The sequence below is a fragment of the Paenibacillus sp. genome, from assembly GCF_048976745.1.
Taxonomy (GTDB): domain Bacteria; phylum Bacillota; class Bacilli; order Paenibacillales; family Paenibacillaceae; genus Paenibacillus.
Genome location: NZ_JBHGUU010000006.1, coordinates 827,490 through 842,045, shown reverse-complemented (window position 1 = coordinate 842,045; position 14,556 = coordinate 827,490). Strand labels below are relative to the sequence as shown.

At 44.8% G+C, this 14,556-nt stretch carries 12 protein-coding genes; 3 read left to right on the top strand and 9 right to left on the bottom strand.

Annotation, left to right across the window (positions count from 1 at the left end; translation table 11 throughout):
• Positions 1-60 precede the first annotated feature (60 nt).
• The gene (locus ACE3K2_RS10485; protein ID WP_421889544.1) at positions 61-1,341 is read left to right on the top strand and encodes a glycoside hydrolase family 27 protein; all 1,281 of its coding nucleotides are present in this window, start codon (positions 61-63) and stop codon (positions 1,339-1,341) included.
• A 97-nt stretch (positions 1,342-1,438) separates the two neighbouring features.
• Here ACE3K2_RS10485 and ACE3K2_RS10480 read toward each other — a convergent pair whose 3' ends face one another.
• The 4 genes from ACE3K2_RS10480 to ACE3K2_RS10465 all read right to left on the bottom strand — a co-directional run bounded on the left by ACE3K2_RS10480 (position 1,439) and on the right by ACE3K2_RS10465 (position 6,550).
• A complete protein-coding gene (locus ACE3K2_RS10480; protein WP_421889542.1) occupies positions 1,439-1,801 on the bottom strand; it encodes a hypothetical protein in 363 nt (120 codons plus the stop codon).
• A gap of 132 nt (positions 1,802-1,933) precedes the next feature.
• On the bottom strand, positions 1,934-2,662 hold the full coding sequence (locus ACE3K2_RS10475) for an amino acid ABC transporter ATP-binding protein (protein WP_339302480.1): 729 nt from the start codon (positions 2,660-2,662) through the stop codon (positions 1,934-1,936).
• A complete protein-coding gene (locus tag ACE3K2_RS10470; protein ID WP_421889540.1) occupies positions 2,655-4,103 on the bottom strand; it encodes an amino acid ABC transporter substrate-binding protein/permease in 1,449 nt (482 codons plus the stop codon). The genes ACE3K2_RS10475 and ACE3K2_RS10470 overlap by 8 nt, the downstream gene beginning before the upstream one ends.
• A gap of 341 nt (positions 4,104-4,444) precedes the next feature.
• Complete coding sequence (locus tag ACE3K2_RS10465; protein ID WP_421889538.1) at positions 4,445-6,550, bottom strand: serine hydrolase domain-containing protein; 2,106 nt, start codon at positions 6,548-6,550, stop codon at positions 4,445-4,447.
• Between the two features lie 285 nt (positions 6,551-6,835).
• Between ACE3K2_RS10465 and ACE3K2_RS10460 the strand changes: the two genes are divergently transcribed.
• Complete coding sequence (locus ACE3K2_RS10460; protein ID WP_421889536.1) at positions 6,836-8,266, top strand: PLP-dependent aminotransferase family protein; 1,431 nt, start codon at positions 6,836-6,838, stop codon at positions 8,264-8,266.
• Between the two features lie 45 nt (positions 8,267-8,311).
• Positions 8,312-8,932 carry an NAD(P)-dependent oxidoreductase gene (locus tag ACE3K2_RS10455; protein WP_421889534.1) on the top strand — a complete coding sequence of 207 codons (621 nt, stop codon included), beginning with the start codon at positions 8,312-8,314 and terminating at the stop codon, positions 8,930-8,932.
• A gap of 137 nt (positions 8,933-9,069) precedes the next feature.
• Here ACE3K2_RS10455 and glyA read toward each other — a convergent pair whose 3' ends face one another.
• The 5 genes from glyA to ACE3K2_RS10430 form a co-directional block, all read right to left on the bottom strand.
• Entirely contained in the window at positions 9,070-10,314 is a 1,245-nt protein-coding gene (gene glyA / locus ACE3K2_RS10450; protein ID WP_421889532.1) for a serine hydroxymethyltransferase, read from the bottom strand.
• 25 nt (positions 10,315-10,339) lie between these two features.
• Complete coding sequence (locus tag ACE3K2_RS10445; protein WP_421889529.1) at positions 10,340-11,545, bottom strand: benzoate/H(+) symporter BenE family transporter; 1,206 nt, start codon at positions 11,543-11,545, stop codon at positions 10,340-10,342.
• A 19-nt stretch (positions 11,546-11,564) separates the two neighbouring features.
• A complete protein-coding gene (locus ACE3K2_RS10440) occupies positions 11,565-12,308 on the bottom strand; it encodes a YggS family pyridoxal phosphate-dependent enzyme (protein WP_421889528.1) in 744 nt (247 codons plus the stop codon).
• 333 nt (positions 12,309-12,641) lie between these two features.
• Positions 12,642-13,574, bottom strand: a complete 933-nt coding sequence (gene rbsB / locus ACE3K2_RS10435; protein ID WP_421889526.1) for a ribose ABC transporter substrate-binding protein RbsB — start codon at positions 13,572-13,574, stop codon at positions 12,642-12,644.
• Between the two features lie 14 nt (positions 13,575-13,588).
• Complete coding sequence (locus tag ACE3K2_RS10430) at positions 13,589-14,551, bottom strand: ABC transporter permease subunit (RefSeq protein ID WP_371129067.1); 963 nt, start codon at positions 14,549-14,551, stop codon at positions 13,589-13,591.
• Positions 14,552-14,556 lie beyond the last annotated feature (5 nt).

The following is a 14,556-nucleotide window of genomic DNA, read 5'->3' as shown; positions in this document are numbered from 1 at the left end:
AAATCCTTTATTATGATGAATTTAGCGAGAGCAATAATTAATCAGTAGAGGAGTATTCCCATGAATCATACGCTTGCAGCATCAACTCCACCTCTTGGCTGGAACAGTTGGGATTGTTACGGTGCGGCTGTTACGGAAGACGAAATTCGTGGCAACGCGGAGTACATGGCAGAACATCTTAAAGACTTCGGCTGGAGCTATATTACGGTCGACATTCAATGGTACGAGCCTTTGGCCAATTCTTCGCAATATCGTCCATTCGTTCCACTAATCATGGATGAATATTCACGGCTTATGCCTGCTGAGAATCGGTTTCCCTCTGCTGCAGGTGGACAGGCATTTAAGCCATTAGCCGACTACGTTCATAGTCTGGGTTTGCAATTTGGCATTCACATCATGCGGGGTATTCCACGTCAGGCTGCACATGCAGGGACTTCGATCCTGGGCACAACCGCCACTGCGCGCGATATTGCTCATCCGAACTCCATCTGTCCGTGGAATACGGATATGTATGGTGTCGATAGCTCAAAAGAAGGCGCACAGGCCTATTACGATTCGCTCTTTGAATTATATGCACAATGGGGCGTTGACTTGGTGAAGGTAGACGATATTGCCGCTTCTCGGCTGTATGATACCCATCAGCCTGAGATCGAAATGATATCCAAAGCGATTGAGCGCTCCGGCCGACCGATGGTACTGAGTCTCTCTCCTGGACCTGCACCAGTGGAATACTCAGAATTCTTGGCTGATCATGCCAACATGTGGCGTGTCACAGACGATTTCTGGGACCTTTGGCCGCTGTTATTGGATATGTTCGACCGCTGCCGGACGTGGCAGGGCGTTCCCAAAGCAGGCTGCTGGCCAGACTGTGATATGTTGCCATTGGGTCATATCGGTATCCGTTCTGTAGACGGTGGTGGAGCGGATCGCTGGACTCGGTTCACACCTGACGAGCAATTAACGATGATGTCACTGTGGAGTATCTTCCGTTCCCCGCTCATTTTTGGTGGTGAACTGCGAGATAACGACGAATGGACACTGTCCCTGCTAACCAATCGTGAGGTTCTGCGAATGCATCGCGAGAGTTATGGAGCCAGAGAAGCCTTACGCCAAGAAGATCTTATTGTGTGGACTGCCCAACATGCGGATGGTTCCGCTTACGTTGCTGTATTTAACACAGGAGAGAACCCCCTTCCCGTGGATCTGTCTTTTGATAAGATCGGACTGTCCGGTATTACCGCAGGTACTGAATTGTGGAGCGGGGAAGCTGCTGAATGTACAGAGAATTCCTTCACTTCGACTGTGCCAACACACGGTGTGCGTCTTTATCGGTTTTCTTAAGCTTGCAAAAGAAAAAGAGAGGTCTGTCATTTAAAATAGACAGGCCTCTCTCTCATATCTTGTTCATCGTTAAGATGAATTACATTCAGTCCCCATTCTATAGACGATATGTCTCCATGGCTTGAACAGCTAGATGAAATGCTCTAATCCTTCTTTCCAGAAGAGTCTTTTGGGGGCTACCTTCTTTGGCTTTGGCATACATGCTCTCAAGGGATGGAAACAATCCAATCAAAACAAGTTGGGCTTCTGTTATATCTTCCTTGGTGTATGAATGAGCTTTTTGATTCCACTGTTTATCCAACAAAGCTAGACCAATGTAAAAAGCTTGGAGACGTTTCTGTAGCAATGTTGTGTTATTACTTTTCTGAGCCATATTCGATAAAGCATTTTCAGATTTGTGGATGGTTGATTGAAAGGCTTTGATGGATTCCAGTTTGTCTTCCTGTGACACATTTTCCATGGAGTACAGACCTCGCTTTCTTGCTGGATTTGGTATTCAAATATATTAAATTAAATCACCTCTTAAATATAACAAAAAAAGCCGCTAAAACTAGCGACTTCCAATGTGATAACTGTATAGTCTTGATCAGTTCTAGAGTACCTTTTCCAAAAAGCTGATCGTCCGTTCATTCTTCGGATTTCCAAATATCTGTTCAGGGGTACCCTGTTCGACAATATAACCACCGTCCATGAAGATGACGCGATCAGCTACTTCACGTGCAAAACCCATCTCGTGTGTAACAATCATCATCGTCATTCCTTCGCTCGCGAGGTCCTTCATAACACCAAGAACTTCGCCTACCATCTCAGGGTCAAGCGCCGAAGTCGGTTCATCAAATAACATCACATCCGGATTCATGGCAAGTGCACGAGCAATAGCTACACGTTGTTTTTGTCCACCTGACAGTTGTGTTGGGAAGCTGTCTGCTTTATCAGACAGGCCCACGCGCTCAAGTAACTGGAGGGCTGTATCACGCGCCTGCTGTGCATTTAAAATCCCGAGTTCTCTCGGCGCAAACATGATGTTCTTAAGCACACTAAAATGAGGGAACAAGTTAAAATGTTGAAATACCATTCCAATATTCTCACGAGCTTTGTTCAGGTTGGTTTTAGGGTCATTCAGATCCTGATCATCTACGATAACCCGGCCTGCCGTAATCGCATCGAGTTGATTGATGCAGCGCAAGAAGGTACTTTTTCCTGAGCCGGAAGGTCCGATGACACAGACGACTTCTCCTTCGTTGACTGCTACATCAATTCCCTTGAGAACCTGATTCGAGCCGAAACTTTTCTTCAAACCTTCAACTTTTATTTTAGCCACGACGAACCTTCACCTCCAGATAATCAGCAACTTTGGTCAATGTGATGATAACAATCAGATACATAACAGCAACCGTTAACCAAATGTCAAAAGAGGAGAACGTTCTTGCGATGACAATTTTACCCGATTGTGTCAACTCTACGAGACCAATAACGGATAAGATGGACGTATCCTTCAGCGTGATCACCATCTGGTTAATAAAGGACGGAATCATAACCCGCACTGCCTGCGGAATGACAATCTTAATCATTGCTTTGCGATAAGGAAGTCCCAATGAACGGGCAGCTTCCATCTGACCACGATCAATCGATTGAATCCCGCCTCGGATAATCTCAGTTACATATGCTCCTGCGTTCAAACTAAGTGTCAGAATAGCCGCCAGGAACAATGGCATCGTGAAGCCCATCGCCTGTGGAATCCCGAAATAGATAAAGAATGCCAGGACAATCAGCGGAATACCGCGGAAGATATCTACAAATACAGTGGCAACACCACGTAGGAATTTGTTCTGTCCCACCTTCATGAATCCGAATATCAAACCAATGATAAACGCGAAGAACAGTGACACAATCGTATATATAAGTGTGTTCCCCAGACCTTTAAATAAGGCAGGAAGAGATTTCTGAATGAGCTCCCAGCGACCTTGATTAGCAACAGTCGGAGCGTTATCCCCAAGATATGTTTCGGTAATGCGCTTATACTCACCATTAGCTTTGATATTGGCGAGACCTGTATTAAACATCTCCAGAAGTTCCTGGTTTTTCCCCTTACTTACTGCAAATCCGTAGGGAGCCCCGTCTTCTTTTTTAGTCACAATTTTCAAACCGTTGTTCTGATTAACCCCATAGGCCAGCACGGGATAATCTTCGAAGCAGGCTACAGAATTACCAGTTTTTACATCTTCGTACATTTGGTATGATTCATCAAACGGAACGATCGTAAATCCGTACTCTGAAGCAATGGACTCTGCAAAACTATACCCTTCTGTTCCGGTTTTTACAGCTACCTTTTGTCCACGAAGGTCTTCATAACTCTTGATTGTGTCATTGTTGGCACTAACCCCCATAACGACCCCTGATTCAAAATAAGTATCTGAAAAATCAAATTTTGCTTTTCTTTCATCCGTAATACTCATTCCTGCAATGACACCATCAACCTGATTGGCTTCAAGTGCCTGTACAGCTGCATTGAACCCCAGAGCTTTAATTTGATACTTGAAATTTTGGTCTTTGGCGATGGCATCCAGCAAGTCCATATCGATACCAACAAAATCACCATTCTCATCTTCATATTCGAATGGAGCAAATGTGACATCAGTTCCAATAATATAGGTTTTACCTGAATCGGATGCTGCAGCAGCGTTCCCAACCCACCCTGTTAGACCGCTCACCAGGAGCAGCATCAGTGAAAGTATAAAAAATGAGATCTTCGTTTTTTTCATGTGTCCTCCCCGTCTCGGTTGTCCGAATAATCATTATTTTCTGTAGAATCGGTATTGCTGTTAACCTTTTTGTCGATCTTCTGCCCATTTGATTGTTATTATTTACTGTATATTAACAATCAATGCTTGGCCTTTCCACTTGCAACATTTTCCTCCATCATTTTTTTCCAACCAGTAAAAAGCCCTCTTCATACTTACCCTTTAGGTAAGCTTTACGAAACCCAATATTACATCGCGAATCTGAAAAAGGTACATTTACTTTAAAACGTATTATTTAAAATTTAAAAATCAAAAAAGCCGCGATATCCGCGACTTTTTGTTGTACAGTTTTTTATCATCTATTAATTTTCTTTGGTTGTCAATACAATCTCGAACTTCGAACCAGCCTCACCCGCAAATACGATGTTTCCATTCTCAGGCAATACCATTTCATTTTGTCCACTGACCACCGTATGATTTATGCCTACGCCAGATTGGTCGTATACAGCAAACCCGCTGTTTGAAGACATCTTGACTGACATTATTTTGCCGGCGGCTGATGCCGGAATCGAAAACCATGTGGCATGTCCATTCGCTTGAATCGTTGTCTTCGATTGTCTTCCTGCATAGATCGGTTTAATAATTTCTTGAGCAGCATATACGTTGCCTCCAGCAGTAACGTATTCCACGCCATTTTCCTCATAGAAATTGAACTCCATCGTGTCACGGCCCGCCAATCCAGGAATTTGCAATTGGTTAACGGCTTGGTTAGCTCCGATAATTTTGTTGGTGTAGATATAACCAGGAAGCTCATTAAAAGTATGAATGGGAATCATCGGCATCGCTGTGTTGTACAGTGTTGATGTGTATTTTTCATTAACCAACACGTATGCTTTGCCATCCCGTTTTTGCCATGCGGCCTTTGCTTCAGCAGACAATTCATTGGTTTCAAGCTTTTCTGCCTTATATTCCGAAGAAGCAACTTGACCAAGTCCAGGAACCGACTGATACGAGCGGGACCACAAGTATGTGTTTCCGTTGACTTCCCGAACGAATTTCAACTTTTCCGTACCCGCATCATTAACAAATGAACCATCTGCGGTGTACGTATAGGTCTGAGCAGGGCTGTTAGGAGATGACAGATTAGATATTGTCAATTGTCCGTCATTCTTCACTTCCAAGTTCAATAACATGTTTGCACCACCGCCATACATACCTGTATGTTGTGAAAGTTCCTTTGGCATGGTTGCTTTCACTGGTGTACCATGAGACTTCTCCGGCTTGCGTTCTGGAATCATATTTTTCTCCTCTAGCGCACCAAGCAACAGTTCCGTTGCCAGCAATTGATCCGTTGAGCTGTGACCGCCCGAAGAGGTTACGGCAGCAGCCATATTATATTCTGGTAACACAATCAATGCGGAATGGTAGGTTATCGTATTGCCGCCTTTGCTTACAGCCTGGATACCATAATCATTAAAAGGAAACAGGTTCACGCTGTCCCACCCCAGGCCATAACCAATGGACGAATCGCCCTCTTCCGGCCACATGCCTCTCTTGTATTCTTCTTGCTGCATGGCCTCTACAGCTTCCTGTGAAAGAACAGTTTCGACCTCACCTGTAAAGATTTTCGAGAATTGAACCAAATCTTCAGCGGTGGAATAGATGCCTCCTGATCCAATCATATTGGTTGTCTCTAATGGAAGTTGCTCCTCATTCGAAGGAGAATATGTTGCTGCCATCTGGTTGAGATCCACAATATCCTGCGGTGTTTTGGTATGCTCCATACCAAGGGGTTCAGTTATGTACCGGTGCAAGAAAGTGGTGAAGCTCATGCCGCTGACCCGCTCGACCAGAATCTCAGCTAATGTAAACCCATCATTACTATACACCGAGTATGCGCCAGGGTCTGCCTTCAGATGTTGCGTCGCCAATTGCTCAAGTAACGTATCATGTGCGTAGGTATCATTATCTCCAAACAGTATTGCGCTATTGCTCGACGTGCCGAGAAGCCCGGATGAATGATTCAGTAACATACGTGGTGTGATCTGTTGGTAACGCTTGTCTTTCATTGTAAAGTCCGGCATATACTTCACGACAGGCTCATCGAGATCGATCTTGCCTTGGTCCACTAGCTTCATGACGGCGGTTGCGAGCATCATTTTGCTGGTTGAACCAATGCCATATATGGTATCTGAAGAAAGCGGAATGTTGTTGTTCAGATCATTTTTACCTGCCTGACCGGAGATCACAATCTTCCCTTCATCCATCAGTGCGAACTGCACACTTGTTGTAGCGTATGATTCAGTAAGTACCTTGGCCTTTGCACTTGCTGCCTTTTTCGTCAGATCATACGTAGGATTACTAACGTTACTGGTAGCGGGTGTAGCCATTGCCGACATTGGGGACATCATCGCAAACACCAAGGTTATGGCCGCGATCGTTGTTCGTTTCTTCCTTGTCAATCTCATCTTCTCCTGTCTAGTCTATGAATTGGGAATCTCTGTGGTAGTACCCCCGTAGTGTAACCGAAGAAGATGAACTATCTGTGGCTTGAATATGAATCGAGTATGAACCAGACAATAGCGACCGAAATAGTTTCGACACACGGGAATAAAGGCTTTAATTTCGCTTGATATGGTTTGCAGATTGGACTTTTGCCGTGATAGTATATCAATCAGTGGATTGCTAATAACACCCAAACTTACATAAGTAGATACAATCCATAATTCAGCATGAGTAATGGAGATGAATCAATGCTAAAAGTGAATCGAAATGACCCTCGCCCGATCTGGCAGCAACTTCTGGATCAAGCGATTCATAATATTACATCCGGGAAATGGCAACCAGGTGAATTGCTGCTACCATCACGTGAACTCGCTCAATTAATCGGTGTTTCACGGTCAACCATACAGATTGTGTACGAGGAACTATTCAGCCGGGGGTATACGGTAACTTCACGTCGGGCCGGGACAAGGGTAAGTGATTGGACATATGCACCTCGTTCATCAGAAGTAACCACGATCCAAGGACCAATTCCTCCCGAACTACCTGCACTAACCGAATCGATTGGTCATCTGCATAGTTGGTTCGGCAATAGAGACCGTCGCAAGATCGAGATTGATTTTAATCCCCACGAGCCTTATCTGGATGAACATTTCACAAAATCCTGGAGACAATCTTTTTTACAAGCTTCCACTGAACCCAATCTGGATCTTTGGGCTTACGGTGATGCCAGAGGGTTACTGGCGTTAAGAGAGCAGATTCAGCGTTATTTGTCACTTGAACGAGGCATTCATATCGATGTAGATCAAATCTTGTTAACCTCAGGTGCACAACATAGTATTGATTTAATTGCCCAGGCACTCTTGAGTGAGGGAGATAGAGTTACCGTAGAAGATCCCGGCTTCCCTGCCGCTTGGATGGCGATGAAGTATCGCCGGATGCATGTCGACTCCGTTCCAGTCGATGAGTACGGATTATGTGTAGATCGAATTCACCCACAGACGAAACTCGTATATGTCACACCTTCTCATCAATGTGCAGCTGGTGTTATTATGTCAGAGCCACGCAGGCAACAATTAATGCACATGGCAGCTCATCATCGATATTGGATTGTTGAGGATGACTACGATAGCGAATTTAGGTACCGCGGAGATCCACTGCCGACCATATTCAGTCAGCAACCTCAGAATACGCTTTATATGATGAGTTTTTCCAAAATGGTCGCACCTGGCATTCGCCTATCCGCTATTATCGGCCCCAAAATAGCCATCGATCGCCTTACCCAAGTTCATGAATTAACCTATCGCCATCTGCCGATTATGGAACAATTAACGCTAACTTATTTTATTGAGCGTGGTCATTTTATGCGCCATATGAGAAGAGTTCGGAACATCTATCGACGCAGACACGAAGTCATGACCAAAGCCATTGTTGCTTCTGGGCTAGGCTCACGATTTACATTAAGTGGTGTGGAGACGGGATTACATATGCTTCTGGAATCTGAAACGTCATTTGACGAAGAAGCGCTGACGAATGCTGTTCTTGATCAAGGTGTGCGTGTGTATCCGCTTAGTAGATATTGCTTGGAGAGTCAGCGAAAAGGATGGATATTAGGTTTTGCCAAAGTGGATGAGGATCAGATTGAGGAAGGCATACATCGATTTGCAAAGATTGTACGATGAAGAAGAACATGCTCTCCAATCGTATTGAAAGGATGTTTTTTTGTAATGAAAATTTTAGTGTTAGGAGCCACAGGACGGGTTGGAAGTCATTTCGTCTCTAATGCCCTGCGTTCCAATCATCATGTAACTGCACTGGTTAGAAGCCCGGAAAAGGTACAAATCAACGATGATAATTTCGTTCTGCATCAAGGAAACGCATTAGCGAAAGAAGATATTCATCATGCCATTCAGGGTGCTGATCTCGTTGTTAGTGCCCTGGGCACAGATGGAACAACTACATTATCGCAATCCACGAGATTGATTGTTGAGGCCATGGCTCAGGAGCATATCAAAAGAATCATTACCATCGGTACAGCTGGCATATTGGAAAGTCGTACTGATCCTGGCTTGTTTCGTTTTCAATCCTCCGAATCCAGACGTAAGTCAACACGCGCAGCTGAAGAGCATCTGGAGATGTACAACATTCTCAAGGCCTCAGAGCTAGAATGGACGATCGTGTGCCCTACCTACTTATATGATGGAGAATCTCTTGGTAAGTATCGGGTTGAGCGCGACTACTTGCCTGACGGTGGAACTTCAATTTCTGTAATTGATACGGCGGAGTGTGCTTATCAGCAAGTAATGTCTGATGAGTATGTACACTCTCGTGTTGGGATAGCCTACTAGGGCGTGTCTTAAACCACTAATGGTATATCTCTTCTATTCCAAAAAAATAAGTTTTCAATCTAAGCAAGTAACATTAAAAGCCTGCAATTGTAATCCATCAGGATCAATTGCAGGCTACATATGTGTCTGCTCTTAAACTATTCAAGCCCTTCATATAAAGGGAATTGCGAAGTGATTTCGCGAACACTGCCTAATATTTGTTTTTTGACATCCGAGTTCTTTGGATTCTTGAAGGCAAGCCCGATAAGATGAGCAATCTCTTTCATTTCTCTGGCTCCAAGACCTCTGGTCGTCATAGCCGGTGTTCCAAAACGGATACCACTCGTAACCAAAGGACTTGCCGTATCGTGAGGGATTGCATTTTTATTCGCCGTAATCCCTACTTCATCAAGTAAAGCTTCGGCTCCTTTGCCTGTGAGGCCCATAGTTCGTAAGTCAACCAACACGATATGATTATCTGTCCCACCCGATACAAGGTTGAGTCCTTCATTGCTTAAAGTTTCTGCCAGTACGTTGGCGTTATTCAGAACTCGTTCAATATATGTGGTGAAATCGGATTGCAACGCCTCACCTAAGGCCACCGCCTTTCCTGCTATCACATGCATGAATGGCCCGCCCTGGGTTCCTGGGAATACAGCTTTGTCAATCGCCTGTGCCCACGACTCTCGGCACAAAATGGCTCCCCCTCGGGGTCCTCGCAAAGTCTTGTGCGTGGTGGTTGAGACAAAATGAGCATGCGGTATCGGATTAGGATGTAAACCTGCTGCGACTATTCCGGCTATATGCGCCATATCTACAAAGAAAAGTGCTCCCACTTCGGCGGCAATTTGGGCGAATAATTCAAACTCGATGGTTCTTGGGTAGGCACTTCCACCTGCAACAATCATGCGTGGACGATACTTATAAGCCAGTTTGCGTACTTCATCAAAGTCAATTCGGCCTGTTTGTGCATCAACACCATATGAAACAAAATTATAAAATCTCCCCGAAAAATTAACGAGACTTCCGTGTGTTAGATGACCACCCTGGGATAAATTCATGCCAAGGATCGTGTCACCAATCTCAACCGAGGCAAAATATACAGCCATGTTGGCCTGAGAACCGGAGTGAGGTTGCACATTTGCATGTTCAGCTCCAAAAAGTGCTTTAAGGCGACGATTCGCTATCTCTTCGACGGTATCGACATGCTCACACCCGCCATAATATCTTCTGCCCGGATACCCCTCCGCATATTTATTGGTCAATACGGAACCCGTTGCTTCCATCACAGCTTGACTTACAAAATTCTCTGATGCAATCAGCTCTATCGTATCCTTCTCCCTTGCAAGCTCTTGCTGGACAGCATTTCCTATGACTTGATCTTGCTTCTCCAAATGTTTCATGTACATCTTCCTCTCCATATAGAAATTATCTATTCGTTCCTAATTGTTTTTTGGAAATTCCACTATTCATCACTAGATGGGCCATCATTCCTGCAACTAGTCCCCAAAATGCACCACCGACACCAAGCAAGGTCACGTTGGCTGCGGTCGCCAAAAAAGTGATCAATGCGGTTTCACGTCCTTTGGGTTCCGTTAATGCATTCGCAAGACTGCCGCCAATGGTTCCAAGTAACGCCAGTCCGGCTAATGTTGCAATAAAGGTAGCAGGAAGAATCAAAAACAGGGCAGCCAATGTTACGCCAAAAATACCGACAAAAATATAAAAGATCCCACAAGCAATACCTGCTATGTACCGTTTTGTTGCATCCTCATGTGCATCTTTTCCTGTACATATCGCTGCGGTAATCGCAGCCACGTTAAAAGCATGCGAGCCAAATGGAGCTGCAAGCAGTGAGCCCAAACCGGTTACCGTCAAAATGGGATTGGCACTTGTCTTGAATCCATCATTACGCAGAACAAGCATTCCGGGCATATACTGCCCTGTCAGGGTGATAATGAATAGCGGCAGTGCAACGCCAAGTAAAGCATTTAACGAAAACGATGGAACAACCAATACAGGCGAAGCGACCGCCAATTGGATCGTACTGAAGTCTGTTTTTCCCATGCATATCAAATAAATCAAACCAATTGCCAATATGCCAACAATGGCGTAACGGGAAGTAAACCTCCTTAGCACGATGTAAGCTGCAAACAGCACAGTAACAAGCAAAGGATCAAGCTTCGCCCCTCCAAAGGCCGATATTCCAAACTGTAGCAAAATACCTGCCAACAATCCGGAAGCGATGCCTGGGGGAATAAGTCGAACAAAACGTTCAAACATGCCTGACATACCTAAAATAATAAATCCGACTGCTGAAATCATGTAAGCGCCGATAGCTTCTGGATAAGGGGTCACCGCTAATGCCGAAACAAGAAATGCCACACCCGGTGTAGACCAGGCTGTAATAATCGGTTCCTTGTATCGATAACTGAGCCAAATCCCCGTTATTCCGACCCCAATCGAGATGGACCAAATCCAGGATGCTGTCATTTCCGGGCTTAAACCAGCCACTTTTGCCGCTTGAAACACAAGAATAAATGTACCCCCGTAATTCACAATGACGGATATTAATGCCGCGATCACCGGTGAGATCAGATCGCGACCACGTAACGAAGGGGATGCTGTCTTCATATTTAACACGACCTCTCACTTAATCATCGATGCGTGTGTTTTCATTCCAGTAATATTCGTCTGGTACATACCGAGGGCCAAATACACTTGTTCCTACACGTATCATTGTAGCTCCTTCTTCAATAGCGACCTGGAAGTCACCGGACATGCCCATCGATAGAATATCCATTTCTACACGCGGAATGTTTTTCTCTTTAATTTGAGTGCGAATACGGTTTAACAAACGAAAACAGTGCCGTGTTTCTTCATTCGTTGCATTCAGTTTTCCAATGGTCATTAAACCTTTCACATTCAACGTTTCGAATTGAGTTAACTGCTCTACAAGCTCGACAGCTGTTTCTGGAGAGGCACCAAACTTACTTTCCTCGTAGGACGTGTTAATTTGCACCAGAATGTCTAGAGTCTTATTCTCTTTAAGAAGCTGGTTATGTAACGCCTGACCCAGTTTCAGACGATCTACGGAATGAATGAGCGTAACATATTTAACAACGTCCTTTACTTTGTTTGTTTGTAGATGTCCGATAAAATGCCATTCTACCTGTTTGTTTTGTTCCATCAGTGGAAATTTGTCCCGAAGTTCTTGAGCTTTGTTCTCTCCGAACAGCACCTCACCTGCTTGAATAGCCATTTGTAATTTCTCTAACGGAACCGTTTTGGTGGCGAGCAGCAATGTAATTTCCGTTATGTCACGCCCTGAAGCCTGACAAGCCAATGCGATTTGCCGTCTTACCGATTGGAGATTTTCTTCAACTAGTTGTTTCATGTCAACTGCCTTCTTTCTATTCCGTACAGGAATGGATAATTGAGATTAGCTCCTCCCTATGTATTGTGAAGATTGTGTAGAACGTCATGCTAGTATATCAATCGATGGATTGGTTATACATATCCAAAAATACTCTTTTGGAGCAATCCAAAGTAATGAAGAAATACCGAAAAAACTACAATTCAGTTGAAGCATCTTTTGTAGGCTTTTAAAAGCCAAAAATCTGTTGGATGGGGTTAGCAACACTTTCAAAATGTAAAAAAGCCGCTATATTAGCGGCTTGGTTTAGTTCTATGTTCATTTCCCAAACGGATACACATGGGATATGATGATTTACTCGTTCACGTTTTCCTTGGTCACCAGCTTCAATTCAGCCGGGATTGATGGCTCCACTTGTTTGCCACTGAGCACATCCAGAGCAGCTTGCAGCGCCAGTTGGCCAATCAGTACTGGCTGCTGAGCGACTGTTGCCGTCAATTTTCCATCTTTGATGGATTTGATTGCATCATCATTGCCATCGAATCCAATGACCGGGATGTCTTTCCCCGAGCTTTGAATCGCTTCAATCGCACCAAGTGCCATCTCATCATTATGGGCAAATACCGCCTGCACGTCAGGATTACCTTGCAACAAGTTCTCCATGACATTTAATCCTTTGGACCGATCGAAATCAGCAGATTGTTTGGAAACCACATCGAGTTGCTTGTCAGCCACTTCATGGAAGCCTTTTCCCCGTTCTCTTGTTGCGGAAGCACCAGGCACACCTTCAAGTTCAATGACTTTGGCTCCTTCACCGAGATGTTCCACGAAGTATTCAGCTGCCATGCGTCCGCCTTTAACGTTATCCGATGCCACCAGTGCTGCCACTTCCCCTTTATCTGCGGAGCGATCCAGCGTGATCACGGGAATACCTACACTATTGGCGGATTGAACCGCTGTCGAGATCGCAGCAGAGTCAGCTGGGTTAATCAGAAGTGCACTGACGCCCTGTTGAATGAGATCATCTACATCATTGGTTTGTTTGGCCGAATCATTCTGCGCATCAACCACGATAACCTGTACTCCCTGTTTTTTGGCTTCGGCCATGACCCCATCCTTCAGCGATACAAAAAATGGATTGTTTAGTGTAGATATCGACAAACCTATTTTCTTCTGTCCGTTACTTTTGTTAGGGTCAGGTTTGGCCCATTCCGGTGGCTCCAGAGAGCACCCGGCCAGAACGATGATCATCAGCATACTTACGAGTGTTATTGTCCACTTTTTCATATTCGCTTCTCTCCTTATGCTGTTTTCTTGCGGTCCAGCAGGACGGCAATGGCAATGACGATACCTTTCACAACCATTTGGTAAAAAGAGTTTACTTCGAGCAAGTTCAATCCATTATTCAGTACACCGATAATCAGAACACCGATCAGTGTACCCACGATGCGCCCGCGTCCTCCAGCAAGACTTGTACCACCCAATACAACGGCTGCGATGGCATCCAGCTCATAGGATGTACCTGCTGTTGGTTGCGCTGAATTCAAGCGTGATGTCAAAATTGCACCTGCCAGAGCAGCGAGCATACCTGTCAGGGAGTAGATCATAATTTTCACGCGATTGACTTTGATACCCGAGATAATGGAAGCTTTCTCATTACCGCCGATTGCGTACGTTTTGCGGCCAAATGCTGTTTTATGCAAAACAATCCACAGAATCATGAAGGTAATCAGCATCGTGATTGCAGGTACCGGAATGCCCAGCAGGTAACCACGGCCGAACAATTGGAACAACAGGTTATCCCCAAGCCCTGTAATTGGATTACCGTTCGTATATACCAACGTTAGTCCTCTGAATATCGTCATCGTTGCCAATGTAGCAATAAATGGAGCCATTCTGCCTTTGGTAATCATCAGTCCATTCACCATACCCATGACACCACCAAGTGCTACACCGATAATGATGGACAAGATCGGGTCCAGACCGGACAACATCATATTTGCTACAAAAGCACTGGATAAAGCCAGGATCGAGCCGACCGACAGATCGATTCCACCCGTCAGGATTACAAACGTCATACCAAAAGCAATCAGCGCATTAATGGAGACTTGACGCAATAAATTCAAGATATTAAGCGGTTCCAAGAAACTTGGATTCAACACCGATACGATGAGAATCAGAATGATTAAGCCGAGCAGCGGTCCCAATTTTTGTATCACACTTGAGAAACGGAAGCCGCTTTTCGCCGTTTTGTTTTCCTGCATTGTTG

What these genes read in the sequence shown, in the direction of transcription:
- ACE3K2_RS10430 (WP_371129067.1), bottom strand. Translation starts at nt 14,551, where the DNA reads ATGCAGGAAAACAAAACGGCGAAAAGCGGCTTCCGTTTCTCAAGTGTG.
- ACE3K2_RS10445 (WP_421889529.1), bottom strand. Translation starts at nt 11,545, where the DNA reads ATGAAGACAGCATCCCCTTCGTTACGTGGTCGCGATCTGATCTCACCG.
- ACE3K2_RS10485 (WP_421889544.1), top strand. Translation starts at nt 61, where the DNA reads ATGAATCATACGCTTGCAGCATCAACTCCACCTCTTGGCTGGAACAGT.
- ACE3K2_RS10440 (WP_421889528.1), bottom strand. Translation starts at nt 12,308, where the DNA reads ATGAAACAACTAGTTGAAGAAAATCTCCAATCGGTAAGACGGCAAATC.
- rbsB (WP_421889526.1), bottom strand. Translation starts at nt 13,574, where the DNA reads ATGAAAAAGTGGACAATAACACTCGTAAGTATGCTGATGATCATCGTT.
- ACE3K2_RS10460 (WP_421889536.1), top strand. Translation starts at nt 6,836, where the DNA reads ATGCTAAAAGTGAATCGAAATGACCCTCGCCCGATCTGGCAGCAACTT.
- ACE3K2_RS10480 (WP_421889542.1), bottom strand. Translation starts at nt 1,801, where the DNA reads ATGGAAAATGTGTCACAGGAAGACAAACTGGAATCCATCAAAGCCTTT.
- ACE3K2_RS10470 (WP_421889540.1), bottom strand. Translation starts at nt 4,103, where the DNA reads ATGAAAAAAACGAAGATCTCATTTTTTATACTTTCACTGATGCTGCTC.
- glyA (WP_421889532.1), bottom strand. Translation starts at nt 10,314, where the DNA reads ATGAAACATTTGGAGAAGCAAGATCAAGTCATAGGAAATGCTGTCCAG.
- ACE3K2_RS10465 (WP_421889538.1), bottom strand. Translation starts at nt 6,550, where the DNA reads ATGAGATTGACAAGGAAGAAACGAACAACGATCGCGGCCATAACCTTG.
- ACE3K2_RS10455 (WP_421889534.1), top strand. Translation starts at nt 8,312, where the DNA reads ATGAAAATTTTAGTGTTAGGAGCCACAGGACGGGTTGGAAGTCATTTC.